The organism is Sphingomonas sp. UYAg733 (assembly GCF_054057355.1).
The window spans coordinates 283,582-310,183 of record NZ_JBSRZE010000004.1 but is presented as its reverse complement, the minus strand read 5'-3'; the positions used below and the strand labels follow the sequence as shown (position 1 = coordinate 310,183).

Here is a 26,602-nt window from a genome sequence, read left to right as displayed (position 1 = left end):
CGACATCGCCGCCGCGCCGGGGTGGGTGGCCACCCACCCCGGCGCTCAGTCGCTTCCAGCAGAAACGAGCCGTGCTCGTCTAGATACAAGGGGCATGCCAAGCAGCGGTTGCACTTGGGGAGGCCCCCCTCCACCATTTGCCGGAAGAGGCAAACGGTCCCCCTCCCCGTGCCGGGGAGGAGCCAGATAACGAAAAAAACCGCCGCCCGGATGTTCCGGACGGCGGCCTTTTTCTGTCAACGCGCTGACGCGCTAAGCGATCATTCCTTGATCAGGTAATCGCCCGCATCCGCGTCGGTGCCCGTGCCGCTGGTGGTAACCGCGGCAAGCGCATCGTCGCCGGTGTCGTCGGCGATGTCGCGCAGCTTCTCGGCGGCACGCTCTTCCGCCGCCGAGTTCGGCGCGATCAGCACTTCCTGCAGACGACGCTGCTGGACGCGCAGAGCGGCATCACGGCTGGAGGCGGCGACGCGCAGGCGGTTCATGCCCGCGCCGGTACCGGCGGGGATGAGACGACCGACGATCACGTTCTCCTTGAGACCGATCAGCGCGTCCTGCTTGCCCTGGACCGCCGCCTCGGTGAGGACGCGGGTGGTCTCCTGGAACGACGCCGCCGAGATGAAGCTGCGGGTCTGCAGCGACGCCTTGGTGATGCCGAGCAGGACGGGCTTGCCCTGTGCACGACGCTCCTTCTTTTCAAGCTTGTCGTTGATCGCATCCATCTCGTCGCGATCGACCTGCTCGCCGGCGAGCAGCGTGGTATCGCCGCCATCGGTGATCTCGACCTTTTGCAGCATCTGGCGAACGATCACCTCGATGTGCTTGTCGTTGATCTTCACACCCTGAAGCCGGTAAACTTCCTGGATTTCCGAGACGAGATATTCCGCCAGCGGCTCGATGCCGAGCACTTCGAGAATGTCGTGCGGGTCGGGGCTGCCGCCGATCAGATTGTCGCCACGCTTGACGTAGTCGCCTTCCTGAACGTCGATCACCTTCGACTTGGGCACCAGATACTCGACGACCTCGCCGCCATCCTCGGGCTGAATGCCGATCTTGCGCTTGGCCTTATAGTCCTTGCCGAACACGACACGGCCCGAGACCTTTGCGATGATCGCATTTTCCTTCGGCTTGCGGGCTTCGAACAGCTCCGCCACCCGCGGCAGACCGCCGGTGATGTCGCGGGTCTTGGCCGCTTCGCGCGAAACACGAGCCAGCACGTCGCCGCCCGAAACCTGCGCCCCGTCCTCGACCGAGAGCGTTGCGCCCGGTGCGAGCATGTAACGGCCGGCTTCCCCCGAGTCCGAGTCGAGCAGGGTCAGACGCGGGCGCAGATCCTCCTTCGACTTGGTCGCGGCGCGATATTCGATGATCACGCGCTGCGAGATACCGGTCGCTTCGTCGGCCTGTTCGACCAGGGTCTTGCCCTCGATCAGATCGACATACTTCACGATGCCCGGGTTTTCCGTGATCACCGGCATGGTGAACGGATCCCATTCGGCCAGACGATCGCCCTTCGAAACGATATGGCCATCGTCGTACATCACGTACGCGCCGTACGGGATACGGTGCACCGCACGCTCGCGGCCGTCCATATCGACGATCGCGACTTCGCCCGAACGGCTCAGCACGACGCGGCGGCCGCGCTGATCCAGAATGATGCGAAGGTCGCGATATTCCATCGTCCCGTCGGCAACCGCCTCAAGGTTCGACTGTTCGTTGAGCTGCGCCGCGCCGCCGATGTGGAAGGTCCGCATCGTCAGCTGAGTGCCCGGCTCACCGATCGACTGGGCGGCGATGACGCCGACCGCTTCACCGATGTTGACCGGCGTACCGCGGGCGAGATCGCGCCCGTAGCACTTGCCGCACACGCCGATCTTCGTCTCGCAGACCAGCGGGCTGCGGATCTTGCATGACTGCGTGCCGATCGCCTCGATCTGCGTGATCATCGGCTCGTCGAGCAGCGTGCCCGAAGGGATGACGATCTCGCCGGTCTTGGGGTCGATGATATCCTCCGCCGTGGTGCGGCCGAGGATACGCTCGCCGAGCGACGCGATGGTCGAGCCGCCCTGAACGATCGCACGCATTTCCAGCGCGCGTTCGGTGCCGCAATCGATTTCGATGATCACGCAATCCTGGCTGACATCGACCAGACGGCGGGTCAGGTAACCCGAGTTGGCGGTCTTCAACGCCGTATCCGCGAGACCCTTGCGGGCGCCGTGGGTGGAGTTGAAATATTCAAGGACGGTCAGGCCTTCCTTGAAGTTCGAGATGATCGGCGTTTCGATGATCTCACCCGACGGCTTGGCCATGAGGCCGCGCATACCCGCAAGCTGCTTGATCTGCGCCTGCGAACCACGGGCACCGGAGTGGGCCATCATGTAGATCGAGTTGATCGGTGCTTCGCGGCCGTTAGGCAGGATCTTCACCGACTTGATCTCGTCCATCATCGCGGTCGCGACGCGGTCACCGCAACCCGACCAGGCGTCGATCACCTTGTTGTACTTCTCCTGGTGCGTGATCAGACCGTCCTGATACTGCTGCTCGAAGTCCTTCACCAAAGCGCGCGTTTCATCGACCAGAGCGATCTTGGCTTCCGGGATGATCATGTCGTCCTTGCCGAACGAAATGCCCGCCTTGAACGCGTGCTTGAAACCGAGCGCCATGATCGCATCGGCGAACAGCACGGTCTCCTTCTGGCCGGTGTGACGATAGACCTCGTCGATCACGTCGCCCACGTCCTTCTTGGTGAGGAGGCGGTTGACGGTATCGAACGGCACCTTCGAGCTCTTCGGCAGACATTCGCCGAGCAGCATGCGGCCAGGCGTCGTCTCGTAGCGCTTGAGGTAGGTCTTACCCTCGGTGTCGGTCTGCGGCACGCGCGTGGTGATCTTGGTGTGGAGCGTTACCGCGCCAGCCTCGATCGCCTGATGCACTTCCGACATGTCGGAGATGAGCATGCCTTCGCCGGGCTCGTTTTCCTTGAGCATCGACAGATAATAGAGACCCAAGACCATGTCCTGCGACGGCACGATGATCGGCTTGCCGTTCGCCGGCGACAGGATGTTGTTGGTCGACATCATCAGCACGCGCGCCTCGAGCTGGGCTTCCAGCGAGAGAGGAACGTGGACGGCCATCTGATCGCCATCGAAATCGGCGTTGAAGGCCGAGCAGACCAGCGGGTGAAGCTGAATCGCCTTGCCCTCGATCAGCACGGGCTCGAACGCCTGGATGCCGAGACGGTGAAGCGTCGGCGCGCGGTTGAGCATGACCGGGTGCTCGCGAATGACTTCGTCGAGGATGTCCCAGACTTCCTTGCGCTCCTTCTCGACCCACTTCTTCGCCTGCTTCAGGGTCATCGACAGACCCTTGGCATCGAGACGGGCGTAGATGAACGGCTTGAACAGCTCGAGCGCCATCTTCTTCGGCAGGCCGCACTGATGCAGTTTCAGTTCCGGACCGGTCACGATGACCGAACGACCCGAATAATCGACTCGCTTGCCGAGCAGATTCTGACGGAAGCGGCCCTGCTTGCCCTTGAGCATGTCGGACAGCGACTTCAGCGGACGCTTGTTGGCGCCGGTGATCGTGCGGCCGCGACGACCGTTATCGAACAATGCGTCGACCGCTTCCTGCAGCATGCGCTTTTCGTTGCGGACGATGATGTCCGGCGCGCGCAGCTCCATCAGGCGCTTGAGGCGGTTGTTGCGGTTGATCACGCGGCGATACAGATCGTTCAGATCCGATGTCGCAAAGCGGCCGCCATCCAGCGGCACCAGCGGGCGCAGCTCGGGCGGGATGACCGGAACGACCTCGAGGATCATCCATTCCGGGCGGTTCCCTGAATCGATGAAGCTCTCGACGACCTTCAGGCGCTTGATGATCTTCTTCGGCTTCAGTTCCGACTTGGTCACCGCCAGTTCTTCGAGCAGCTCCTTGCGCTCGCCCTCAAGGTCGAGTTCCTGGAGCATGATGCGGACCGCTTCGGCGCCGATGCCGGCCGAGAACGCGTCCTCGCCATATTCATCCTGCGCGTCGAGCAGTTCGTCTTCGGTGAGCAGCTGATACTTCTCAAGCGGGGTAATGCCCGGCTCGATCACGATATAGGCTTCGAAGTACAGTACGCGCTCGAGCTGCTTCAGCTGCATGTCGAGCAGCAGGCCGATGCGCGACGGCAGCGACTTCAGGAACCAGATATGCGCGACCGGTGCGGCCAGTTCGATATGGCCCATGCGCTCGCGACGGACCTTCGAGACGGTAACCTCGACGCCGCACTTCTCGCACACGATGCCCTTGTACTTCATGCGCTTGTACTTGCCGCACAGGCACTCGTAATCCTTGATTGGACCGAAGATCCGCGCGCAGAACAGGCCGTCACGTTCCGGCTTGAACGTGCGATAGTTGATGGTCTCCGGCTTCTTGATTTCGCCGAAGCTCCACGAACGGATACGGTCCGGGGAGGCGATGCCGATCTGGATCTGGTCGAAGGTCTCGGTCTTGGCGACCGGATTGGCGAAGTTTGTCAGTTCGTTCATGGGAAAGAACCCTTCCTTGAAATTCTGTCTCCTCTCCCATCGGGAGAGGAAGGGGCCCGCCGGCAAAGCCGGTGGGAAGGTGAGGGTGGCCCTTGCGAACCTGGGCGAACCTAAGCTCACCCTCACCCTTCCGGCGCTTCGCGCCTCCCTCCCTCTCCCGCTGGGAGAGGGATTAGGAGGTTATTGCGCCGCGATCGCGACGCCGTCGGAGTCGAACTGCTCGATGCTCTTCAGCTCGACGTTCAGACCCAGCGAGCGCATTTCCTTGACGAGCACGTTGAAGCTCTCCGGAATGCCGGCCTCGAACGTGTCGTCGCCCTTGACGATCGCTTCATAGACCTTGGTGCGGCCGACCACGTCGTCGGACTTCACCGTGAGCATTTCCTGCAAGGTATAGGCGGCGCCGTAAGCCTGGAGTGCCCAGACCTCCATCTCACCGAAGCGCTGACCACCGAACTGCGCCTTACCACCCAGCGGCTGCTGCGTGACGAGCGAGTAGGGGCCGATCGACCGGGCGTGGATCTTGTCGTCCACCAGATGGTGCAGCTTCAGCATATAGATGTAGCCGACGGTGACCTTGCGGTCGAACTTGTCGCCGGTACGCCCGTCGAACAGATCGCTCTGTCCCGAGGTATCGAGACCCGCCAGCGCCAGCATCGCCGAGACATCGGCTTCGCGCGCACCATCGAACACCGGCGTCGCCATCGGCACGCCGCCCTTCAGGTTTTGCGCCAGTTCGATGATCTCGTCACCCGAACGGGCGTCGATCTCGGCATGATATTGCTCGCCATACACCGTCTTCAGACGATCGCGGACCACCTCGGGCATCGCGCCCGGCTTGGCGTCGGGATTGGCTTCGCGCCAATCCTCGAGTGCCTTGGTGATCTGCTGACCGAGGCCACGTGCGGCCCAGCCGAGATGCGTCTCGAAGATCTGACCGACGTTCATGCGCGACGGCACGCCGAGCGGGTTGAGCACGATATCGACCGGCGTCCCGTCGGCGAGGAACGGCATGTCCTCCGCAGGCAGGATGCGCGAGATAACGCCCTTGTTGCCGTGACGGCCGGCCATCTTGTCGCCCGGTTGCAGCTTGCGCTTCACCGCGACGAACACCTTGACCATCTTGAGCACGCCAGGGGGCAGCTCGTCGCCGCGCTCCAGCTTCTCGCGACGATCGAGGAACTTGTCCTGGATCAGCTTGGCCGCGTCGTCATATTGCACCTTGACCGCTTCCAGATCGCTCTGGGTCTTGTCGTCGGCAACGGCGAACTTCCACCATTCGTGGCGATCGACGCTGTCGAGCAGGTCCTGGTCGACGACCACGCCCTTCTTGACGCCCTTCGGCGCGGCGGTCGCGGTCTGGCCGATCAGCATCTCTCGCAGACGCGACCAGGTCGCGCGGTTGAGGATGCTGCGTTCGTCGTCCGAATCCTTCTTCAGGCGCTCGATCTCTTCGCGCTCGATCGCCATCGCGCGCTCGTCCTTGTCGATGCCGTGGCGGTTGAACACCCGGACCTCGACGACGGTGCCGGCAACGCCCGGCGGCAGGCGCAGCGAGGTATCGCGCACGTCCGACGCCTTTTCACCGAAGATGGCGCGGAGCAGCTTTTCCTCCGGCGTCATCGGCGATTCACCCTTGGGGGTGATCTTGCCGGCCAGGATGTCGCCCGGCTCCACTTCGGCGCCGATATAGACGATGCCCGCTTCGTCGAGGTTGCGAAGTGCTTCCTCGCCGACGTTCGGGATATCGCGCGTGATGTCCTCCGGCCCGAGCTTGGTGTCGCGCGCCATGACTTCGAATTCCTCGATATGGATCGAGGTGAAGACGTCGTCCTTCACGATGCGTTCGGAGATGAGGATCGAATCCTCGTAGTTGTAACCGTTCCACGGCATGAACGCGACGAGGCTGTTACGGCCCAGCGCGAGCTCACCGAACTCGGTCGACGGGCCGTCGGCGATCACTTCGCCCGCATTGACCACTTCACCGACCTTCACCAGCGGACGCTGATTGATGCAGGTGTTCTGGTTCGAGCGCTGGAACTTCATCAGCGTGTAGATGTCGACGCCCGACTGGCCGGCCTCGACGTCACCCGTTGCGCGGATCACGATACGGGCCGCATCGACCTGATCGACGATGCCCGCACGCTTGGCGGAGATCGCGGCGCCGGAGTCGCGTGCCACGGTCTCTTCCATGCCGGTGCCGACGAACGGCGCCTCGGCCTGAACCAAAGGCACAGCCTGACGCTGCATGTTCGAGCCCATCAGCGCGCGGTTGGCGTCATCGTTTTCCAGGAACGGAATGAGCGATGCGGCGACCGAGACGAGCTGTTTGGGGCTGACGTCCATCAGCGTGATGTTGTCGGGGATCGCCATCAGGAATTCACCCGACTGACGCGAAGACACCAGTTCCTCGACAAAGCCCTTCGACGCATCAAGCTCGGCATTGGCCTGCGCGATGGTGTGCTTGGCTTCTTCCATTGCCGACAGATAGACCACGTCGTCGGTGACCTTGTGGTCGACGACCTTGCGATACGGTGTCTCGATGAAGCCGTATTTGTTGACGCGGCTGAACGACGCGAGGCTGTTGATCAGACCGATGTTCGGGCCTTCCGGCGTTTCAATCGGGCAGATACGGCCATAATGCGTGGGGTGAACGTCGCGGACTTCGAAGCCAGCCCTTTCACGAGTAAGTCCACCCGGCCCAAGTGCCGAAACGCGGCGCTTGTGAGTGACTTCCGACAACGGGTTGGTCTGATCCATGAACTGCGAGAGCTGCGACGAGCCAAAGAATTCACGCACCGCGGCGACCGCAGGCTTGGCGTTGATCAGGTCATTGGGCATCACGGTCGACACGTCGACCGAGCTCATGCGCTCCTTCACGGCGCGCTCCATGCGGAGCAGACCGACACGGTACTGGTTCTCGAGCAACTCGCCGACCGACCGCACGCGGCGGTTGCCGAGATTGTCGATGTCGTCGATGTCGCCCTTGCCGTCCTTCAGGTCGACAAGCGTCTTGACGACAGCGAGGATATCCTCGGTGCGCAAGGTGGTGACCGTGTCCTCGGCGTCGAGGTCGAGGCGCATGTTGAGCTTGACGCGACCGACGGCCGAAAGGTCGTAGCGGTCGGGATCGAAGAACAGGCCGCTGAACAGCGATTCCGCGGTTTCGAGCGTCGGCGGCTCGCCGGGGCGCATCACGCGGTAGATGTCGGACAATGCCTGCTCGCGCTCTTCGGCCTTGTCGGCCTTGAGCGTGTTGCGGATCCACGGGCCGGTCGCGACATGGTCGATGTCGAGCAGCTCGATACGATCGATGCCGGCCTTGTCGAGCAGTTCGAGATTTTCGGCCGACACTTCGTCGCCGGTCTCGATGTAGATCTGGCCGGTCGATTCGTTGATCAGGTCATAGGCGCTGTAACGGCCGAAGATTTCCTCGGTCGGGATCAGCAGGTCGGTCAGGCCGTCCTTGGCCGCCTTGTTGGCGGCGCGGGGCGAAATCTTCTGGCCCGACGGGAATACGACTTCGCCGGTCTTCGCATCGATGATGTCGAACATCGGCTTCTGGCCGCGCCAATTCTCCGCCTGGAACGGAATGATCCAGCCGCCCTGACCGCGCACGAAAGTGACGCGGTTGTAGAAGTAATTGAGGATTTCCTCGCCGGTCAGGCCGAGCGCGTAGAGCAAGGCCGTCACCGGCAGCTTGCGCTTGCGATCGATCCGGACGTTGACGATGTCCTTCGCGTCGAATTCGAAATCGAGCCACGAACCGCGATATGGAATGACGCGAGCGGCGAAGAGATACTTGCCCGATGCGTGAGTCTTGCCGCGGTCATGGTCAAACAGGACGCCCGGCGAACGGTGCATCTGGCTGACGATCACGCGTTCCGTGCCGTTGATGACGAAGGTGCCGTTGCCCGTCATCAGGGGCATGTCGCCCATGTAGACGTCCTGCTCCTTGATATCGAGGACCGAGCGCGAATCCGTGTCGGCATCGACCTCGAACACGATCAGGCGGAGGGTGACGCGCATCGGCGCCGCATAGGTGATGCCGCGCTGACGGCATTCGTCGGTGTCGAACTTGGGCGGCTCGAGCTCATAATTGACGAAGTCGAGCTCGGCGGTGCCGGCGAAATCGCGGATCGGGAAGACCGAGCGCAGGGTCTTTTCCAGGCCGGACACATAGCCGATCGATGGGTCGGACCGCAGGAACTGTTCGTAGGATTCGCGCTGAACCTCGATCAGGTTCGGCATCTGCACCACTTCGTGGATGTTGCCGAACACCTTGCGGATGCGGCGCTTTGCGGTGCCGCCTGCAGCCCGCTGCGGAGCGGTGCCCTCGATTGCCTTGGTCGCCATGGAGTTTTTTGCCTTACAGCTAAGAATGTCGCGCCCGGCATCCACCGGGGGGCGCGCGTTAAGACGCAAAAAAGCCGCATGTCATCCTTATCGGAAAACAGCAGCTTCAAGCGTCTCAAGAACCACAGAGCCCAATACGATCGATGCGCTGCGCGACGGCACATCATTTCCCGAAGTCTGTGGTGAAGAACGCCATATAGGAACCGTGTTGGAGAGTGTCAACGCGATTGGGTCAACGCGATCAAGATCGATCGACCAGGCAATGAAAGGCGACTTTCGCAAAGCCGTTTCGCTACCGATTCGGCTTCCGGTCGATGAATCGGAACGGCTCAACGCAATTATGAGCAGGATCGGGGCCCAATTACGGGTTCCCTTCATTGAGACCCCGTTATGAAAATCAGCCCCCCCAACCATCGCCGCGCGTTCGTCGCGCTTGTTCCAACCCTGATGCTGCTGGCGGCACCCGCCATTGCGCAAGAGGTGCAGACGGCGCCGGCTCCGGCCGTTATCCCGCCGCCGGTGGTGCCGACGATCAACGCCACCCCGCCAGCGCCAACGCCGCCGGTCGCCACTCCGACGGCTCCCGCGCCTGTTGCCGCCGCGCCGGAAGAGGCGGAGGCCGCGCCCGTCGCGCGCCAGACGACACGGAGCGTTCGCCAGACGCGTACCACCACCGCTGCTCCCGCGCCGCGTCGAGCCGTCCGGGTCGCGGCCCCAGCGCCGGTCGCACGGGCGCCGATAGCGGAACCGGCACCTGCTCCAGTTGCAGTCGCTCCCATCACCGCGCCTGAAGCCGCCCCAGTCGCCGAAGTACCGGCTGCGGTTGCTCCGGCGCCTGAAGCCGCGGCGCCGGTCGCGGACACCGACGCCAGCACGACCACGACACAGGCCGCGCCGGTCTGGCCCTGGGTGCTTGCCGGCATCGTAGCGATACTCGCCATACTCGGTGCACTGATGTGGCGTCGTCGCCGTGCAGCGGACGAAGTCTATTATAAAGAGGACTATGTCGAGCCGGTTGCTGCGGCCGAGCCGGCCTATGTCGAGCCGGCTTATGTCGAGCCGGTACGTGCCGCCCCGGTGATCGCGCCGGAGCCACAGTTCCTGCGCGTCGCGCCGCTTGCCGCCGCGCCGATCGCGGCGGCTGCCGCTGATGTGGCGGATTCCGTCGCGGTCGAAGCCGAACTGGTCGAGCCCGAAGCGGAGGATGTCGCGGCGCTGACCGCGGGCGCCGCGCCGGCCAATCGCCCATGGCTTGAATTCGCGATGCGCCCGGTTCGCGCCGGCAGCAACGCCGACGACGCGCTGGTCGAGATCGAGTTGACGGTCGGCAATTCCGGTTCGGTCGCGGCGCACGATGTGCGCATCTCGACCTTTATGTTCGCGAGCGAAGCCGCGAGCGAGAGCGAGGTGGATCGCCTGCTGCTCGAACGCAAAGGGGCGGGCGAGGTTGCGCCCATTACGATCGAGCCGGGCGAGGGCACCCGCGTCGACGCGACACTGTCGCTGCCCAAGGAGATGCTCGGCGGCGAAGAGGCGCGTACCTTTGTTCCGGTCATCGTCGCCGATGCCCGTTACCGTCTTGCCGATGGCACCGAGGGCCACACCAGCGCCTCGTTTACGATCGGCATGAGCGGCGAGGACGAGGAGATGCGCCCGATCGCGATCCACCGCCCACAGATGAGCGACAATATCGAAGCGCGCCTGCACGGCGTTCCCGAACACGCTTAAAAGCTAGACCGTTCGTCACGGCGGGCCTGTCTTTCCTTAGGGAGGGACAGGCCCTGCCGTGTCGGGGGGCTGCCCGGTCGGATCTGGCGGCGCTCATCGCCTTTGTCTCACGCCTTGCCGTGATCGCTGCGCCGGTCGTATGGCATTCAGAATTACTCGGTTAAGGCGCGCCCGTGGGGACCATGAAGACATTTTTCGCGCGACAGACGCACATCATCGTGCTGCCGTTGATCCTGGTAGCGGGATCGGCACAGGCTCAGAACAGTCAGGCGCCCAGGCCGACACCAACACTTATTCCAGGGCTGGAGGGGTTCCGCCTTCCCGGCGACCGGTCGCCGCTCGCGCCGCCGCCCCAGGCAACGCCAACGCCCACGCCACGTGCGATCCAGACGCCCCGGGCAGCGCCGCCACCGGTCACGCGAACCGTCCCGACGCCACGCCCCACCGCGACACAGACGCCGCGCGCGACTCAGGCAGCCCTGCCGACTGCCCGTCCCGCCATCGTGCCGCCCCGCGCCACGCCTCCCAGCGCCACGCCTCCCAGCGCCAGACCGACGCCACAGATTGTCCCGGCGCCAATCGCGCCATCGACTCCGCTGGCCATTCCGACCGGCGCTGCACCGGTTGCGGCGGTGCCGTTATCGCAAAATTCGCCTTCGCCGGTGGAGACTTCGACGCCGACGCCGGCAATATCGGCTTATGCCGAACCGCCGCGCAGCAATGTGCGCTGGTTCATTCTCGGCGGCGTTGGTTTGCTGCTGCTGGCCGGACTGGGGTGGCTCGCGCTGTCGTTCCTGCGTGGTCGCCAGGCCGAGCCGGAAGCGCAAGAGATCGAGATGGATGCGCTGGTCGACGATGGCGAACTGGCGCACGCCTTTCCACCGACTGCCGCGCCGGAGCCTCGGCCACAATCACGTCCGGAGATCAAGCCCGAACCCCAGTTCAAACCCGAACCGCCGGTCGCCGAGCCGGTCGTCCCGTCGCCAGAAGGAGCAATATCAGGGGAAACCCCGGCACCGCCCGAAGCTGCCGTGCCGCCCCCGGCTTTCCTCAGGCCCGCACCCGCAACGCCGGCATCGGTTGCGATCGGGCCACGCGCGCGGATCGAGCTGACACTGCGCCCGATTCGGGCAGGCACCAATCTGACCAGCGCTGCGGTCGATTACGAAATCGATGTGCGCAATAGCGGCGAGGCGGCGGCGCGTGGCATCCGGCTCGACATCCGGTTGCTCAGCGCCAGTGCCGATCAGGACGCGATCCTGGAGGGGTTGTTCGCGGCACCGATCGACAAACCGCCGGTCGCGCCGTTCGATCTGGAGCCGGGCGCGAATGTGTCGCTTGGCGGCATGGCGATGTTGCCCGACGATGCGATCAGCGTGCTGACCGTGCAGGGCAAGACCTTTTACGTACCCGTCATGGCGATCAACGCGCTATACCATTGGGCGCCAGGCGAAGCGCATGGCGGCAGCGGCCAGACCGCCACCGCGTTCGTGATCGGCATCGATCGCGGTCCGGATGCCAAGATGGCGCCGTTCCGGCTTGATACCGGCCCGCGCATGCGCGAGGGCGTGGGCCAACGGCCGCACAATCTGACGATCGAGCGCTGAGTCTCATATCGGGTTGATAATAGTTATCGGCGAGCATAGTTTGATGCCGGAGGTGCCTTATGGCGGGCAGCGTAAATCTAGGTGGTCAACTCGACAGCGTCGTCGATACGCTGGTGAAGGCCGGGCGTTACGGCTCACGCAGCGAAGTACTCCGGGAGGGTGTGCGGCTGGTGCAGGAACGCGAGTCGGCCCTGGAGCGGTTCGAGGTAGAGATACAGCGAGGCATTGATGATATCGCGGCTGGACGGAGCAAGCAGGCCGACGAAGTATTCGATCGGCTACGACGTAAATATGAGGCGATGGCGGCCAAGTCGGCGGCGTGATCGTCACATTTGCCGATGTCGCCGAAGCCGATCTCGAAGCGATCGGTGACTGGATTGCGCAGGACAATCCGCACCGCGCGCTCAGCTTTGTCGATATGCTGCGCGATCGCTGCCTTTCCCTGGCAAGCCGCCCGCGACGCTTTCCGGAGGTGCGGCGGTTCGGCGACATCTCGCTCCGCAAATCAGCCGTCCGTGGATATTTGATCTTCTATATCGTCGGCCCCGATACGGTAGAGGTCGTGCGTATCGTCCACGGATCGCGAGACTGGGTTTCGATCTTTTCGGAACCCGAATAGAAAAGGCGATTGTATAGTTATAAACCAACCACCGATGGTCGCTATTGGTGCGGAAAGCAGCCATAGACCTGCTACGTCGAGTCATGGTTCATACGCGTAGTCTGGCTGGCATCGTCGAAATCGATGGCCTGAAATATGAGTGGCAGCTCCAGCGGGAGCCGCAATTCACGGCGGACGGCTGGAAGGGCATGACCGTCTCTTTGCGGCAGATAGATGCGCAGCGCGAGGCGCTACTGGAATTCCCCACGCCCAAACGCCTGTTGAAAGGGTTACCCAAGGGTCGTTCCCAAATAAACGACGCGATTGCCGCCCGGGGCGTTCGCGCAGCATTATCGGCGGGGTGGGAACCGGCATCCCGCGGCAAGCCGATGGTTTTCATGGTAGATACAAACGGCGACTAATGGTCGACAGATGTCGCTGGTCCGACGGGTTTGTAAACTACAAAAACTACGCAATCGCCATAAGATAAGGGCGGCCCCTTCACAGGAGCCGCCCTTTCTTTTCGCTGGCCGGCCCCTTCGACTGCCTGGGAAGGCAGGCGCTCAGGACAGGCTTGCAGGAGTGCGATTTAGCGTCGCTAAATCGCCTTTCCCGCTGCGGCTTACTTGATCTCGACGGTCGCGCCGGCTTCTTCAAGCTGCTTCTTGATCTTCTCGGCTTCGTCCTTCGAAATGCCTTCCTTGACGGCCTTCGGAGCGGACTCGACCAGCGTCTTGGCTTCGGTCAGGCCGAGCTGCGTGATCGCGCGGACTTCCTTGATGACGTTGATCTTCTTGCCACCATCGCCGGTCAGGATGACGTCGAATTCGGTCTTCTCTTCGACTGCGGGTGCTGCTGCACCGCCGCCGCCGGCTGCCGGTGCGGCAACTGCTGCTGCGGCGGAAACGCCCCACTTCTCTTCGAGCAGCTTCGACAGGTCGGCTGCTTCGAGGACGGTCAGGGCACTCAGCTGGTCAACCAGCGCGTTCAGGTCTGCCATGTGTATTCTCCAGTTCGGGGCTTTCAGCCCCATCGGTTCAGTTCAACAATTGAGTCTCGAATATGCCTGAAATTCAGGCCGCTTCCTTCTCCGCGTAGGCGGAAAGAACGCGCGCGATCTGCGCCGCGGGAGCCTGCGTGATCGTCGCCAGCTTGGTTGCCGGGGCAACAAGCAGACCGAGGATCTTGGCACGCAGTTCATCCAGCGAGGGCAGCGTTGCGAGCGCCTTCACGCCGTCGACGTCGAGGGCGGTCGCACCCATCGCCCCACCAACGATTTCGAACTTGTCGTTCGTCTTCGCGAATTCGACAGCCACCTTGGCGGCTGCGACGGGGTCGATCGAGGTGGCAAGGCCTACCGGCCCGGTGAGCATATCGCCCAGCGAGAGATAGTCGGTGCCATCGAGTGCGATCTTGGCAAGCTTGTTCTTCGAGACCTTATAGGTCGCGCCGGCGTCGCGCATCTTGTTCCTCAACTGCGTCGATTGCGCGACGGTGAGGCCGAGATTGCGGGTGACAACCACCACGCCAACCTCGGAAAAGGTGCGGTTCAGCTCGGCGACGAGCTCGGTCTTTTGAGCGCGATCCATGCCATTCTCCACGTGTCTGACCCACCAGACCGAGGTCGGATGGGCCGGTTAAACCGGAGGTGCGACAACTCGCACATCCGGGTTGTCCGTCGATTGGGGCATGGGAACCGGCCGCTCGGGAGCGGCAGGTGGACCGGCGCCGGGCGAACCCGGTGCACGGTTAAAATTCCATTCCCCGTCTCGGTAGGAAATTAAGCCGGAAGCCGGCACCTACTGTCTCGGACGGTACCCCCGGCGCGAGCGGACTCGTGCCGGGAGAGGGGCGCTGTTAGCGACATGTGCGGAAAAGTCAAATTCCGCGCGACGTCGGAGCGTGTGTCGCAATACTGTTATCAAAGAGTCTCGGTAACGACGCCGTGTTGCCACGACGCTGTTAGTTTTGACCAACAAAGCTGCCCCGACGGCCGAACAGGCGAATCCAAGGGGGACTATATGACCGCGACGACCAGCACCATGATCGCCTATGACGATGGCGACATCGATACCAATTTCAGCAGCGGTTCGCCGCATCTGAACGAGCTGGTCGATGCGCGCTATTCGCGCCGTCAAGCTTTGCTCGGCGGGATTTCGGCGGCTACCGCTGCGGTGTTCGGCGGAGCGATGCTTTCGGCATGCGGATCCAGCGCGGCGGATATGGCGCCGCCCGTGACGGTATCGACCGGCGGCAGTATCGCGACCACCTCGGGCAGGACGGTGACGTTGACGGGGACCGTCTCGGGCAGTGCGCTGAGCAGCGGCTGGACCCAGGTGAGCGGCCCGCCCGTCACGCTGACCAACGCCAACACCCCGGTCGCGACGTTCGTCGCACCCAGCGTCGCGGCCGCGACGCCTCTGGTTTTCCGCTTCACCGCCACCAACGCGAGCAATGTCGCGACGACCGGCGATGCGACCGTCACGGTCAGCCCTGCCGTGCTCGGCTTCACCGCACAGCCCAAGGGGCTTGCCGATATCGTCGCAGTGCCGGCCGGTTACAGCGTCACCGTGCTGTATCGCCTCGGCGATCCGATCGCCGCCAGCACCGGCGCCTATGCCAATGACGGCAGCGACACGACATTTTCGCGCCGTGCCGGCGATCATCATGACGGCATGAGCTATTTCGGCCTGGCGTCGTCGGGCGGCACGCGCGATCCCGCCGGCAACACGCGCGGCCTGCTTGCGCTCAATCATGAGAATATCACCCAGGACTATCTCCACACCGCCGGCCCGACCGCGCCCGGTGGCATCCGGCCCGAGGCCGAGGCGCTGAAGGAAATGGAATGTCACGGCGTGTCGGTGATCGAGGTGAACCGCACAGGCGGCAGCTGGAGCTATAGCGCGACCTCGGCGCTCAACCGCCGCATCACGCCGCTGACGCAGATGCGCTTCAGCGGTCCGGTGCGCGGCGACTCGATCCTGAAGACGGTCTATTCGACCGATGGCACCAGCGGGCGGGGCACGATCAACAATTGCGCCAATGGTACGATGGCATGGGGCACTTACCTGACCAACGAAGAGAATTGGGCGGGCTATTTCAAGCGCGAAACGGGCGATGTGGCAACGCGCGGCGGCGCGGCGGCCAAGGTCAATGTCAGCCTTGCGCGCTACGGCCTCCGGGAGAATCGCGCCGGCAATTACGGCTGGGCGACCGTGGTTCCAGCGGATGCGACCAGCACGATCTATTCGCGCTGGAACATCACCGCGAACGCCGCGCTGGCCGCGGACGGCACGGGCGATTTCCGCAACGAGGCGTTCCAATATGGCTGGGTGGTCGAGATCGACCCCTATGATCCGGCATCCACGCCGCGCAAACGCACCGCTCTGGGCCGGATGAACCATGAAGGTTGCGAGATGGGCCGGGCGGTCGCCGGTGTGCGTCCCGCATTCTATATGGGTGACGATGCGCAGAACGAATATATCTACAAGTTCGTCTCGGCCGCGACCTGGTCAGCGGCGGATGCGACCGCGTCGGACCGCCTCGCGATCGGCGACAAATATCTCGACGCCGGCACGCTTTACGTCGCCAAGTTCAATGCCGATGGTTCGGGGCAGTGGCTGCCGCTGGTGTTTGGCACCGGGCCGCTGACCGGGGGCAACCCCGCCTACGCCTTTGCCAGCCAGGCCGATGTGCTGACCAATGCGCGTCTCGCCGGCGACGCGCTCGGCGCGACGCGAATGGATCGCCCGGAATGGACCGCGGTCAATCCGGCGACCGGCGAGATGTACTGCACGCTGACCAACAACAGTTCGCGCACCGTTGCCACGACCGACGCGGCCAACCCGCGCGCCTATACCGACCCGAAGAGCACGGGCGGGCAGACCAACGGCAACGCCAATGGTCATATCATCCGGCTGCGCGAGACCGGCGACACATCGGAAGCACTCAGCTTCGCCTGGGACATCTATGGCTTTGGCGCGGGCAGCGATCTCGACCCGACCAACATCAACCTGTCGGGGTTGGATGCGACCAACGACTTCTCATCGCCCGATGGTCTGTGGTTCGGCTTGCCAAGCAACGTCACGGGTCAATCGACGCCGATCATGTGGATCGAGACCGACGACGGCGCCTTCACCGATCAGACCAACTGCATGTTGCTGGCGGCGATCCCGGGCGTTGTGAACGACGGTGGCACGCGCACCGTGACCAACACCATCGGCGGAACGAGCGGCACTCAGGCGACGCGGATCGGCAAGGCTCCGGGTGCAACGCTCAAGCGTTTCCTGGTCGGACCCAAGCAATGCGAGATCACCGGACTCTATTCCACGCCGGACGGCAAGTCGCTGTTCGTCAACATCCAGCATCCCGGCGAAAACGGCAACGCGGCAAGCCCGGGCAGCAACTGGCCGTCGAGCCAGTCGGGCACGCCGGCGGCGACCGCCCGTCCGCGATCCGCGACGATCGTCATCACCCGCGACGATGGCGGGGTGGTCGGGCTTTAAGTTAGGGAAAGCGAAGCGGAGGCCGGCGGCATCGTCGGCCTCCGCCAGCGTCAAACCCGCCGTATCGGCAAACCGGCACAGGGTTGGGCAGTTGCGATTGCGATGCGATCGGCCATGTGATTCATCGGACTTCGTCCCGTTGCCGGATGCGCGCGCCGATCGAGCCAACCGAGCCCAAACCGCCTTGCCGCTGCGGCACTTCGCGGCCATGCCCATTGCGCCACGGATTTGAGGGTTTTCGACCATGCGTACGGGACGGCTACTGGCTTTTGGGGCGCTGATCATGCTTGTCGGCTGCGATCAGGATGGCCCGGCTCAGGACAATGAGGCGCAGAGCACTGCGCCGGCCAGCAACGGGACCGTCGGCATGACGAGTGAGCTGATCGACATGTCGGCCAATGCTACGCATGAGGACGGCGCGAACGGGTCGATCCGTTTCGCCTGCGACAATGGCCAGGGCGTCGTCATCACTCGGGGCGACGACAGTGTCGCGCTGCTGATCAATGGCACGCAATATGTGCTGCCCGGCGTCATCGCGGCATCGGGCACGAAATTCATGAGCAAATCCGGCCCGACGCCGGGCAAAGGCCTGACCTGGTGGAGCAAGGGCGCCAATGCCTTGCTGATCCAGACACCGATCGGCGATACTTCAGGCGCCAGGGACGAGACGGCCAAATGCCGGCTTGCACCCGATGCCAAGGTGCAACCCGACATCGAATGACCCCGCATAGCAAAAGGGCCGGAGTTTCCCCCGGCCCTTCGCTTGTTCAATGATATCGACAGCTTATGCCGCGACGACCTCGGCCGTATCGACCTTGACGCCGGGACCCATCGACGAGCTGACCGCGATCTTGCGGACATACCTGCCCTTGGCGCCCGATGGCTTGGCCTTGACGATTGCATCGACCAGCGCGTCGAAGTTTGCGCGCAGGTCTTCCGCCGGGAACGACGCCTTGCCGATGCCCGAATGGATGATGCCGGCCTTTTCGACGCGATATTCGATCTGGCCGCCCTTGGCTGCCTTGACCGCTTCGGCAACGTTCATCGTCACGGTGCCGAGCTTCGGGTTGGGCATCATGCCCTTCGGCCCGAGGATCTTGCCGAGACGACCGACGACACCCATCATGTCCGGGGTCGCGATGCAGCGATCGAAATCGATTGTGCCGCCCTGAACGATTTCCATCAGGTCTTCGGCACCGACGACATCGGCGCCCGCTTCACGAGCTTCGTCGGCCTTGGCGCCCTTGGCGAACACACCGACGCGAACGGTCTTGCCGGTGCCCTTGGGCAGCGTCACCACGCCACGGACCATCTGGTCGGCGTGGCGCGGATCGACACCCAGGTTCATCGCGACTTCGATCGTCTCGTCGAACTTGGCGGTTGCGTTGGCACGCGCGATCGCGATTGCCTCGTCGATGCCGTGAAGCTTTTCACGATCGACGGTCGTGGCGAGAGTCTTCGCCTTCTTGCTCAGCTTAGCCATGATCTCAGCCCTCCACCACTTCGAGGCCCATCGCGCGGGCAGAGCCCTCGATGATGCGCGTTGCCGCTTCGATATCGTTCGCGTTCAGATCCTTCATCTTGGTCTGTGCGATTTCGCTCAGCGCCGAACGCTTGATCTTTCCGGCGGAAATCTTGCCCGGCTCCTTCGAACCCGACTTGAGACCCGCAGCCTTCTTGATCAGATACGACGCAGGCGGCATCTTCGTTTCGAACGAGAAGCTGCGATCGGCATAGACGGTGATGACGGTCGGCAGCGGCGTGCCGGCTTCCTGGTCACCGGTCTGTGCGTTGAACGCCTTGCAGAATTCCATGATGTTCACGCCGCGCTGACCCAAGGCCGGGCCGATCGGCGGGCTGGGGTTGGCCTTGCCGGCCGGCACCTGCAGCTTGATGTATCCAGTGATCTTTTTAGCCATGTCTCACTCACTCTTTAGTGGAGGTCAGCGGCAAGCCGCGACGACCGGTTCAAGTTTAGCGGTCCAGACGGCGCCCCGAAGAGAACCTCCCGCATGTTTCCATAGCGATAGCGTTGGAAGGGGGCGCCCTTAACGCAAAGCAGGGCAAGGTGCAACTCGCGTGGTCGTCTGGTAGCGGGGTAGTTTGATTGATGGCATTGACCGGGTGGGCATGCGAGCTAACCCGGCGGCATATAGCAGCAATGTGGAAACGGAATAAATATTCGGCCCCGATGCCGATATCGCCAGAGCCAGGCGAACACGCAGAGGCCAAGATGCCGAGTGGATTTGTTTCCCGCATTTTCGGCGATTACGGTCCAGACGATGGGGTGCCGCGAGAGGCGATCGTGGGCGCATGGAAAGTCGACGGGGACGGCAATATCTTCGGCGAATTTTCCCGCAACCCGATTTATGATCCCTTTAGGCCGGCCGCGAATAAGGTGTGGCGACGACGCCCAAGTCGAAGCGTCCGCGCGCTTGCGAAGCTGATCGCCGAGATTGTGACAGGCGAGGCCGAAGACGCGGAAACCAGCGCCACGGTGTGGCGCACCCAAAGCTGGCATGGCGGCCCGCTACGCGGTCAAGCACCGGGTTCGCCAGCAATGCCCAGTCGTTCCGCGACCTCGCGCAAGCGTCGGTCGCGGGTCCATAGTTTAGCATCCGGCGTGAGCATCGTTGCAGCGAGAAGGTGCGCGTCGATGAAACCCAAGCCAAGGCTGTAAAGCCGCTGTCGCTCGATCAACTCAATCACTTCGCCATTTGCCGCGAGGACGGCTTGAGGCAACCTCCGGAGCAGGTTTAGTACCGTGACGCGGTCGGCAAGGCTGCCCATCGCGATTTCTCCGGTTACCAGCGTATGGCCCAGCACCCGCCCTTCGATCAATTCCCTCGCGAGAACGAAGTCCATCAGACGGAGATAATCTATCCAGATGCCGGTATCGACAAGCAGCATAGTCAATCCGCGCGGCTACGTGGTCCAGCGGCGGCTTGGGGGTCGCTACCCCCAAGGCGTGCAAGGCGTCGCGCGGCCTCGCGTTCGATCAACGCCTTCAATGCTTCGCGAACGAGCGCCGACTTTTCCTTGAGGCCGGTATAGGTCTGCGCTTCGGCGACCAGGTCGTCATCCAAGGCAAGCGTGGTTCGCATTGGGTGTATCCTCCAATTGAGAGGCACCTAGTATGGCATCAAATGATGACAAAATCCATGCCGCGCACGTTTCGCGCAAATGCATGAGATCCTAGCCTACGCTGGGATGACGCTGGATGTGGCGCGCGACTATTTCGCGCGCTCGACCTGTTCGAATTCGAGCTCGACCGGGGTCGCGCGACCGAAGATCGACACCGACACCTTGACGCGGCTGCGGTCGAAATCGAGTTCCTCGACGATGCCGTTGAAGCTCGCGAACGGGCCGTCGAGCACCTTGACCGAATCGCCGATCTCGTAATCGACCTTCATCTTGGCCTTGGGCGCCGCAGCGGCCTCTTCCTTCGAATTGAGCATGCGCGCGGCTTCGGCTTCGCTGATCGGCTGGGGCTTGCCCATCGAGCCGAGGAAGCCGGTCACCTTCGGCGTGTTCTTGACGAGGTGATAGACGTCGTCGTTCATGTTGAGCTTGGCGAGCACATAGCCCGGCATGAACTTGCGCTCGACCGCGATCTTCTTGCCACGGCGGGCTTCGGTCACTGTCTCGGTCGGCACTTCGATCTGCTCGACCAGCTGCTCGAGACCCATACGGGTTGCCTCGGCCATGATCGAATCGCGGACCTTGCCCTCGAAACCGGAATAAGCGTGAATGATGTACCAGCGCGACATGCGTTCAACCCTTGGCCAGCGACAGCAGGAACTTCACGATCGCCTCGAACACCGAATCGATGCCGAGGAAGAAGATCGCCAGCAATGTGGTCATGATCATCACCATCACGCCGGTCATGATCGTCTCCTTCCGCGAGGGCCAGACGACCTTCTTGGTCTCGGCCTGGACCTGCCGGATGAATTCGAGTGGTGTCGTTCGTGCCACGTTAAGTGCCGCTTTCAAAATAATGCCCAAAAGCGAGACAAAGGACCGCTGCCCGGTTCCAACCGAACCGGTGCCGCCCAATCCTCGCTATCGGATGGCCGCTGCATCTAGCGATTCGGGTGCCGTAACGCAAGCGATGGCGTTCGGTCCGTCGCGGGCAAGCCACGGGATGGATGGTTAACGGAGAATCGGTCCATCTCGGAGGGATCGATAGGGCGATACTGACGTTCCGACGCCCAACCCGTGATGTTTGCGGGAGAGCTTATGGGGTCGCACATATGGAAATCGACGCGCGGACGATCCGCATGCTCGCCACACTGAACAGCCAGGCCGACTTTCCGATCGGCATGCCGGGCGCTCCTCGCGCACGTGATGTGGAAAAGGATTGGCAGGGGAGCTCGGACTCGAACCGAGGGCCTTCGGTTTTGGAGACCGACGCTCTAACCAACTGAGCTACACCCCTGTGCGGTAGCGGCGTTTAGCGTTGTGTTGGCCCGGGGGCAAGCGCCTCAGGCCGCCGCCGCGTCGCGTTCCCCACGATTGGCGACCGCGCGGGCCTCCTCGACCGGCAGGGGGCGCCCGAAATAATAGCCCTGGACCTTGGAACAACCCAAACCTTGCACCATAAGATGCTCGCTTTCGGTCTCCACGCCTTCGGCGGTGGTCGCCATGCCGAGGCTCTGCGCGAGTGCGACAACGGCGCGGATAATCGCGATCGCCTCAGGCACGCCCTTCGACGCCTGGGTCACGAAGCTGCGATCAATCTTGATCGACGAGAAGCGCGTACGGCTGAGGTAACCGAGTGAGGAATAACCGGTGCCGAAATCGTCGAGACTGAGTCGCACACCCAAGTCGAGGATCTTTTCGAGCACCTGGATCGCGCACGTGCCCTCCTTCATGAAGACGCTTTCGGTCACTTCCAGTTCGAGCCGGTCGGCGGGAAGGCCGCTTTGCGCAAGCGCCGAGGCGACGATGGCGACGAAGCCCGGATTATGAAGTTGTTCGGGCGAGACGTTGACCGCGATGCGTACTTGGTTTTCCCAACGCATCGCCTCCTCACAGGCGGTGCGCAATACCCATTCTCCGATCGGCCCGATCAGCCGCGCGTCCTCCGCCAGCGGTACGAACTTGACCGGCGAGACATTGCCGAATTCGGGATGCGTCCAGCGCAGCAGCGCTTCGAAGCCAGTCAGTTCGCCGCTGTCGGCGGCCACGACCGGCTGGTAGTGGAGATGCATCTCGCCATTCTGCAGCGCCTTGCGCAGCGCCATTTCAAGCACGCGGCGTTCCTCGGCCTGAACATGCAGTTGCGGCTCGTAGCAATGGAAAGTGCCGCCGCCCGCATCCTTGGACCGATAAAGCGCGAGGTCGGCCGAGCGGATCAGCATTTCCGCCGTGCGTCCGTCGCGCGGGCCAGTGGCGACGCCGATGCTTGCCCCGATATAAAGCGTGTGCTGGTCGAGCTCATAGGGCTTGGACAGCGTGGCAATGATCGTCCTGGCCAGCTTTTCGACCTTGGCGGAATCGCTCGCGTCGCGCACCACGACGGCGAATTCGTCGCCGCCGAGCCGCCCGATCGTCTCATTGTCGGTGACAAGCTGGCTTAGGCGTTCGGAAACGCGCCCGAGCAGGCGATCGCCGATCGGATGACCGAGCGTGTCGTTGATCGCCTTGAAGCGGTCGAGATCGATCATCATGAAAGCGCAGCGGCTGCCCCATTTCTCCGCCTCGGTCATCGCACGGCTCAGCGCCTCGTTGATCAGCAGCCGGTTGGGCAGGCCGGTCAGCGTATCGAATCGCGCCATCTTGTTGATCTTGTCGGCCGATGCGCGCTGTTCAGTGACGTCGGACCCGACGCCGCGAAAGCCGACAAAACCGCCGCGTTCGTCGACCCGCGGCGAGGCGGCGATTTCCCACCAGCGTTCCTCGCCCTGGACCTGGACCGGGAGCAACAGATCGCGAAACGCATCGCGGCCCTTCAGCTTTTCGGCGAGCGTGCGCAGGCCGGCGGAGAAATTACCCGCTTCCCAGGTCGGGCCGGCGAGCACCTGCAGGAAGGGCATTCCGTTCACCGAGCGCGGATCGAGGCCGACCGAATGGGCGAAGCGTGGCGAGGCACGGACGATGCGGCGCTGGGCGTCGGTTTCCCACAACCAGTCGGCGCTGTTGTCCTCGAATTCGCGCAGCAACAGGCTGACGGTTTCGTCGCGTTCGGCCAGCGCAATCTCGCCGGCACGGATGACCACCAGCGATTTGCCACGCACGAAGCAGCCGAGCATCAGCAGGACAGTGAAGAGCAGGGCAGCGGCAGCGAGCAGCGGGCCGGTCAGCACGAACAGCATCACCGCGATCGAGGTGCCGAGGATACCCAGAAAGCTGAGTGTGGCGAGCGGCAGCGCGGCCATCGCCACGGCCGATGCGGTCATCATGATCGACACGACGATCCACAGGCCGAGCGCGGCATTGGCATCGGCCTTCACCCCGAAAGCGAGCGGCGGCACCGACCAGACCGCAGCCAGCGCGATTCCCTCAAGCACGGTATCGCGCACATCGCTCAGCGATGCGGTGTTGCCGGTACGGTGGCGCGACGCGAGGCGGCGAAAGGTGATCGCGGCGCCGACCGCGGCGGTCACCGCGCCCCAGCTCGCCAGCGCCCAGAGCGGGGCGATGGGTGCGAGAATCAGGAAGATGAGCGCCGCGCCGACCAGATTCGCGGCGAACAGGAACAGCGCGAGCTGGCTGCCCGCGTTCAGCTGTGCCGCGCGGATCGGCGCCCAATCCGTCGTATCCGCCGGATCGTAAAGGCCAAGAAGCGCGCGCGTGTCGATGCGTGGCTGGGCGAATTGGGAGGAAGGCTGGGTGCTCACGCCGCATGGAATAGCGTGGCTCTGGTTAGCGGAAGGTTAGAGCCGGGCCGGGTTCGGCAAGATATTTTTCACATCGTAATCGGACGCGAAAATATCCATCGCCTATAGGGTCAGCGCCATGAACACCGTTCCTGGCGGCGTCGGTGCGTAATATGGGGCGATCCGTTTGAAACCCATCTGCTCGTAAAGACCTATGGCGTTGGTCATCGTCGGCAACGTATCGAGCCGCAACTCACCATATCCCAAGTCCCTTGCCTGCTTGATCACGGCCTCGGCCAATGCCCGGCCCAGGCCAAGGCCCCGCGCATTGGGCATCAGGAACAGGCGCTTCATCTCGCAGCATCCGTCCGGCGGAATCGGTCGCAGCCCGACGCAGCCGAGCGGCTTTCCGCGATGATCGCGCGCGAGCAATAACTCACCAGCCGGTGGAGCATATTTCCCAGGCAACGCCGCCAGTTCCGTTGCGAAGTCCTGATAGGCGAGATCGACCGGCAACGAAGCGGCATAGCCTTCGAACAAGCGGGCCGTCGCGCTCAAATCCTCTTCGGTCCTGACGGGTGTGATCTGGAAACGCATGGATACCTTGTCGGCGTGTCGGCATATCCCTCTTCCCGCGGGAAGAGGGTGAGATCAGGCAGCCAGATCATATGGCTTGATATCACCATTGAGATACAGGTTGCGCGCCTTGGCGCGGCTGAGCTTGCCCGAGCTGGTGCGCGGCAACGTCCGCGGCGGGATCAGTTCGATCACGCAATTCATGCCGGTGACCGAACGGACGCGTTCGCGAATCTCCTCGCGCAGGCGGACACGCTCGGCATCATCCGAACTGCGGCATTGGACGAGCACGGCGGGGGTTTCTTCGCCGCCCGGCGTGGTGATGGCGAAAGCGGCAATGTCGCCGGCCTTGAAACCGGGAAGCTGCTCGACCGCCCATTCTATGTCCTGCGGCCAATGGTTGCGGCCGTTGACGATGATCATGTCCTTGGCGCGGCCGACGATATAGACATAGCCGTCCGAGATGTAGCCCATATCGCCGGTGTCAAGCCAGCCGTCGGACATGCACGCCTCGGTCGAGGCGTCGTCGCGGAAATAACCGACCATCAGCGACGGGCCGGAGCACCAGACCTTGCCGATCGCGCGTTCGGGGAGCGGCGTGCCGTCCTCTTCGCGAATCTCGACCTTCATGTCGCGCACCGGTTTGCCGCAATTGACGATCGCACGAAACCGCTGTGGCCGATCCTGGCCATGCGGGACGCCCGAAAGTTGCGTTTCTTCGACCAGTTCGACGCGGATGCCTTCACCCGGCGGCATGATCGTCACTGCCAGAGTCGCTTCTGCCAGGCCGTAGCTTGGCAGGAAGGCGGTCGCCTTGAACCCGGCATCGGCAAAGGCGTCGACAAAGGCCTGCATCACGTCGGGACGGATCATGTCGGCACCGTTACCGGCGACGCGCCAGCGCGACAGGTCGAACCGGTCGCTTGCCTTGGTCTGGCTCGACATGCGGCGCGAGCAGATATCATAACCGAAGGTCGGCGAATAAGAGAGGGTGGTGCCCTTGTTGCGGCTGATCAGATCGAGCCAGGCAAGCGGCCGGCGCGCGAAATCCTCGGTCTTCAGATAGTCGGTCGAGACCTGGTTGGCGACCACCGACAGGAAACAACCGACCAGGCCCATGTCATGGTACCAGGGCAGCCAGGAGACACAGCGGTCGCCTTCGGTGACGTTCATGCCATGGCTGTGCGCGGCGAGATTGTTGAGCAGCGCATGATGGGTAATCGCGACGCCGTGCGGGAAGCGCGTCGAACCGCTGGAATATTGCAGATACGCAACATCGCTGCCGCGCGCCCGGGGCAGGGTCGCGTCGGGTGCCTCGCGTTGTTCGAATTCGGACCAGTCGATCCCCTCGACGCCGGCGATCTTCGCCGCTTCACCCGCCATCTGCGCCAGTTCGGGCGGATAGACCAGCATCGTCGGATCGCAGCTCGACAGCTGAACGCGAAGCTGTTCGATATAGGAATCGCGACCGCCGAACGAGGTTGGCAGCGGCAACGGCACTGGCCAGCCACCGGCATAGATCACGCCGAAGAACAGGGCGGCGAATTCCGGGCCCGTTTCGGCGACCAGCGCGATGCGGTCCTCGGGCGTGACGCCGGCGGCGATCAGGCGGCGTGCCATGGCCAGTGCGTCGTCGCGCATCTCGCTGAACGGATAGGGCCGCGATAGCGTGCCGCGCGCGTCGTGGAAGTTCAATCCGCGCACGCCGCTGGCGGCATAATCCAGCGCTTCGCCGAGCGTTTCGAAATCGGCCAGGCGGCGCGACAGCACGTCGTCGGTCGGCGTGGCGACCAGAGTCGCCGCGGCAACCCGCTCATCCTGTCGCCCATCCGATGGTAATATATCGGTCGTCATGTATTTTTGCGCCCTGGTAGCGGCG

20 protein-coding genes and 1 tRNA gene are annotated in these 26,602 nt (G+C 63.2%); 7 read left to right on the top strand and 14 right to left on the bottom strand.

The features are described from left to right. Positions 1-260 precede the first annotated feature (260 nt). Together rpoC and rpoB are read right to left on the bottom strand one after the other, a co-directional pair. The gene (gene rpoC, locus ACVWZA_RS10555; RefSeq protein ID WP_457311150.1) at positions 261-4,532 is read right to left on the bottom strand and encodes a DNA-directed RNA polymerase subunit beta'; all 4,272 of its coding nucleotides are present in this window, start codon (positions 4,530-4,532) and stop codon (positions 261-263) included. Between the two features lie 180 nt (positions 4,533-4,712). Then, entirely contained in the window at positions 4,713-8,888 is a 4,176-nt protein-coding gene (gene rpoB / locus ACVWZA_RS10550) for a DNA-directed RNA polymerase subunit beta (protein WP_457311149.1), read from the bottom strand. Between the two features lie 390 nt (positions 8,889-9,278). On the opposite strand from rpoB, the gene ACVWZA_RS10545 reads away from it, so the two are divergent. The 5 genes from ACVWZA_RS10545 (at position 9,279) to ACVWZA_RS10525 (ending at position 13,243) form a co-directional block, all read left to right on the top strand. Further along, a complete protein-coding gene (locus ACVWZA_RS10545) occupies positions 9,279-10,616 on the top strand; it encodes a hypothetical protein (RefSeq protein ID WP_457311148.1) in 1,338 nt (445 codons plus the stop codon). Between the two features lie 182 nt (positions 10,617-10,798). Then, a complete protein-coding gene (locus ACVWZA_RS10540) occupies positions 10,799-12,223 on the top strand; it encodes a hypothetical protein (protein WP_457311147.1) in 1,425 nt (474 codons plus the stop codon). Between the two features lie 59 nt (positions 12,224-12,282). Then, a complete protein-coding gene (locus tag ACVWZA_RS10535) occupies positions 12,283-12,546 on the top strand; it encodes a type II toxin-antitoxin system ParD family antitoxin (protein ID WP_457311146.1) in 264 nt (87 codons plus the stop codon). Continuing rightward, positions 12,543-12,842 carry a type II toxin-antitoxin system RelE/ParE family toxin gene (locus tag ACVWZA_RS10530; protein WP_457311145.1) on the top strand — a complete coding sequence of 100 codons (300 nt, stop codon included), beginning with the start codon at positions 12,543-12,545 and terminating at the stop codon, positions 12,840-12,842. Before ACVWZA_RS10535 ends, ACVWZA_RS10530 begins: the two co-directional genes overlap by 4 nt. A gap of 83 nt (positions 12,843-12,925) precedes the next feature. Beyond that, a complete protein-coding gene (locus tag ACVWZA_RS10525; protein ID WP_457311144.1) occupies positions 12,926-13,243 on the top strand; it encodes a hypothetical protein in 318 nt (105 codons plus the stop codon). A gap of 200 nt (positions 13,244-13,443) precedes the next feature. On the opposite strand, the gene rplL is transcribed toward ACVWZA_RS10525, so the two are convergent. Both rplL and rplJ read right to left on the bottom strand, forming a co-directional pair. Then, complete coding sequence (rplL, locus tag ACVWZA_RS10520) at positions 13,444-13,821, bottom strand: 50S ribosomal protein L7/L12 (RefSeq protein WP_457311160.1); 378 nt, start codon at positions 13,819-13,821, stop codon at positions 13,444-13,446. Between the two features lie 73 nt (positions 13,822-13,894). Next, on the bottom strand, positions 13,895-14,410 hold the full coding sequence (gene rplJ, locus ACVWZA_RS10515; protein ID WP_457311143.1) for a 50S ribosomal protein L10: 516 nt from the start codon (positions 14,408-14,410) through the stop codon (positions 13,895-13,897). A gap of 432 nt (positions 14,411-14,842) precedes the next feature. Between rplJ and ACVWZA_RS10510 the strand changes: the two genes are divergently transcribed. Further along, positions 14,843-17,326 (top strand): alkaline phosphatase PhoX, encoded by a 2,484-nt coding sequence (locus ACVWZA_RS10510; protein WP_457311142.1) that lies wholly within the window; start codon positions 14,843-14,845, stop codon positions 17,324-17,326. A gap of 244 nt (positions 17,327-17,570) precedes the next feature. Then, the gene (locus tag ACVWZA_RS10505; RefSeq protein WP_457311141.1) at positions 17,571-18,047 is read left to right on the top strand and encodes an MliC family protein; all 477 of its coding nucleotides are present in this window, start codon (positions 17,571-17,573) and stop codon (positions 18,045-18,047) included. 63 nt (positions 18,048-18,110) lie between these two features. Here the strand turns inward: ACVWZA_RS10505 and rplA are convergent, their stop codons facing one another. From rplA to ACVWZA_RS10455, 10 genes are all read right to left on the bottom strand, one after another. Further along, positions 18,111-18,809 carry a 50S ribosomal protein L1 gene (rplA, locus tag ACVWZA_RS10500; RefSeq protein WP_457311140.1) on the bottom strand — a complete coding sequence of 233 codons (699 nt, stop codon included), beginning with the start codon at positions 18,807-18,809 and terminating at the stop codon, positions 18,111-18,113. Between the two features lie 4 nt (positions 18,810-18,813). Next, entirely contained in the window at positions 18,814-19,245 is a 432-nt protein-coding gene (gene rplK, locus ACVWZA_RS10495; RefSeq protein WP_457311139.1) for a 50S ribosomal protein L11, read from the bottom strand. Between the two features lie 619 nt (positions 19,246-19,864). Then, positions 19,865-20,236, bottom strand: coding sequence for a type II toxin-antitoxin system VapC family toxin (locus ACVWZA_RS10490; protein WP_457311138.1), 372 nt, complete (start codon positions 20,234-20,236; stop codon positions 19,865-19,867). 2 nt (positions 20,237-20,238) lie between these two features. Beyond that, positions 20,239-20,430, bottom strand: a complete 192-nt coding sequence (locus ACVWZA_RS10485; protein WP_457311137.1) for a type II toxin-antitoxin system VapB family antitoxin — start codon at positions 20,428-20,430, stop codon at positions 20,239-20,241. A gap of 129 nt (positions 20,431-20,559) precedes the next feature. Further along, the gene (nusG, locus tag ACVWZA_RS10480; RefSeq protein ID WP_034156737.1) at positions 20,560-21,096 is read right to left on the bottom strand and encodes a transcription termination/antitermination protein NusG; all 537 of its coding nucleotides are present in this window, start codon (positions 21,094-21,096) and stop codon (positions 20,560-20,562) included. Between the two features lie 4 nt (positions 21,097-21,100). Continuing rightward, positions 21,101-21,301 (bottom strand): preprotein translocase subunit SecE, encoded by a 201-nt coding sequence (gene secE, locus ACVWZA_RS10475; protein WP_457311136.1) that lies wholly within the window; start codon positions 21,299-21,301, stop codon positions 21,101-21,103. Between the two features lie 386 nt (positions 21,302-21,687). After that, positions 21,688-21,764, bottom strand: a tRNA-Trp gene (locus ACVWZA_RS10470). A 46-nt stretch (positions 21,765-21,810) separates the two neighbouring features. Continuing rightward, on the bottom strand, positions 21,811-24,168 hold the full coding sequence (locus tag ACVWZA_RS10465) for a putative bifunctional diguanylate cyclase/phosphodiesterase (RefSeq protein ID WP_457311135.1): 2,358 nt from the start codon (positions 24,166-24,168) through the stop codon (positions 21,811-21,813). Between the two features lie 102 nt (positions 24,169-24,270). Then, positions 24,271-24,744, bottom strand: coding sequence for a GNAT family N-acetyltransferase (locus ACVWZA_RS10460; protein WP_457311134.1), 474 nt, complete (start codon positions 24,742-24,744; stop codon positions 24,271-24,273). 54 nt (positions 24,745-24,798) lie between these two features. Further along, positions 24,799-26,577 (bottom strand): fatty acyl-AMP ligase, encoded by a 1,779-nt coding sequence (locus ACVWZA_RS10455; protein WP_457311133.1) that lies wholly within the window; start codon positions 26,575-26,577, stop codon positions 24,799-24,801. Between the last annotated feature and the right edge of the window lie 25 nt (positions 26,578-26,602).

What these genes read in the sequence shown, in the direction of transcription:
- ACVWZA_RS10455 (WP_457311133.1), bottom strand. Translation starts at nt 26,577, where the DNA reads ATGACGACCGATATATTACCATCGGATGGGCGACAGGATGAGCGGGTT.
- ACVWZA_RS10505 (WP_457311141.1), top strand. Translation starts at nt 17,571, where the DNA reads ATGCGTACGGGACGGCTACTGGCTTTTGGGGCGCTGATCATGCTTGTC.
- rplJ (WP_457311143.1), bottom strand. Translation starts at nt 14,410, where the DNA reads ATGGATCGCGCTCAAAAGACCGAGCTCGTCGCCGAGCTGAACCGCACC.
- ACVWZA_RS10510 (WP_457311142.1), top strand. Translation starts at nt 14,843, where the DNA reads ATGACCGCGACGACCAGCACCATGATCGCCTATGACGATGGCGACATC.
- ACVWZA_RS10525 (WP_457311144.1), top strand. Translation starts at nt 12,926, where the DNA reads ATGGTTCATACGCGTAGTCTGGCTGGCATCGTCGAAATCGATGGCCTG.
- ACVWZA_RS10540 (WP_457311147.1), top strand. Translation starts at nt 10,799, where the DNA reads ATGAAGACATTTTTCGCGCGACAGACGCACATCATCGTGCTGCCGTTG.
- ACVWZA_RS10535 (WP_457311146.1), top strand. Translation starts at nt 12,283, where the DNA reads ATGGCGGGCAGCGTAAATCTAGGTGGTCAACTCGACAGCGTCGTCGAT.
- rplA (WP_457311140.1), bottom strand. Translation starts at nt 18,809, where the DNA reads ATGGCTAAGCTGAGCAAGAAGGCGAAGACTCTCGCCACGACCGTCGAT.
- rplL (WP_457311160.1), bottom strand. Translation starts at nt 13,821, where the DNA reads ATGGCAGACCTGAACGCGCTGGTTGACCAGCTGAGTGCCCTGACCGTC.
- rpoC (WP_457311150.1), bottom strand. Translation starts at nt 4,532, where the DNA reads ATGAACGAACTGACAAACTTCGCCAATCCGGTCGCCAAGACCGAGACC.
- ACVWZA_RS10490 (WP_457311138.1), bottom strand. Translation starts at nt 20,236, where the DNA reads ATGCTGCTTGTCGATACCGGCATCTGGATAGATTATCTCCGTCTGATG.
- ACVWZA_RS10545 (WP_457311148.1), top strand. Translation starts at nt 9,279, where the DNA reads ATGAAAATCAGCCCCCCCAACCATCGCCGCGCGTTCGTCGCGCTTGTT.
- ACVWZA_RS10485 (WP_457311137.1), bottom strand. Translation starts at nt 20,430, where the DNA reads ATGCGAACCACGCTTGCCTTGGATGACGACCTGGTCGCCGAAGCGCAG.
- rplK (WP_457311139.1), bottom strand. Translation starts at nt 19,245, where the DNA reads ATGGCTAAAAAGATCACTGGATACATCAAGCTGCAGGTGCCGGCCGGC.
- ACVWZA_RS10460 (WP_457311134.1), bottom strand. Translation starts at nt 24,744, where the DNA reads ATGCGTTTCCAGATCACACCCGTCAGGACCGAAGAGGATTTGAGCGCG.
- rpoB (WP_457311149.1), bottom strand. Translation starts at nt 8,888, where the DNA reads ATGGCGACCAAGGCAATCGAGGGCACCGCTCCGCAGCGGGCTGCAGGC.
- nusG (WP_034156737.1), bottom strand. Translation starts at nt 21,096, where the DNA reads ATGTCGCGCTGGTACATCATTCACGCTTATTCCGGTTTCGAGGGCAAG.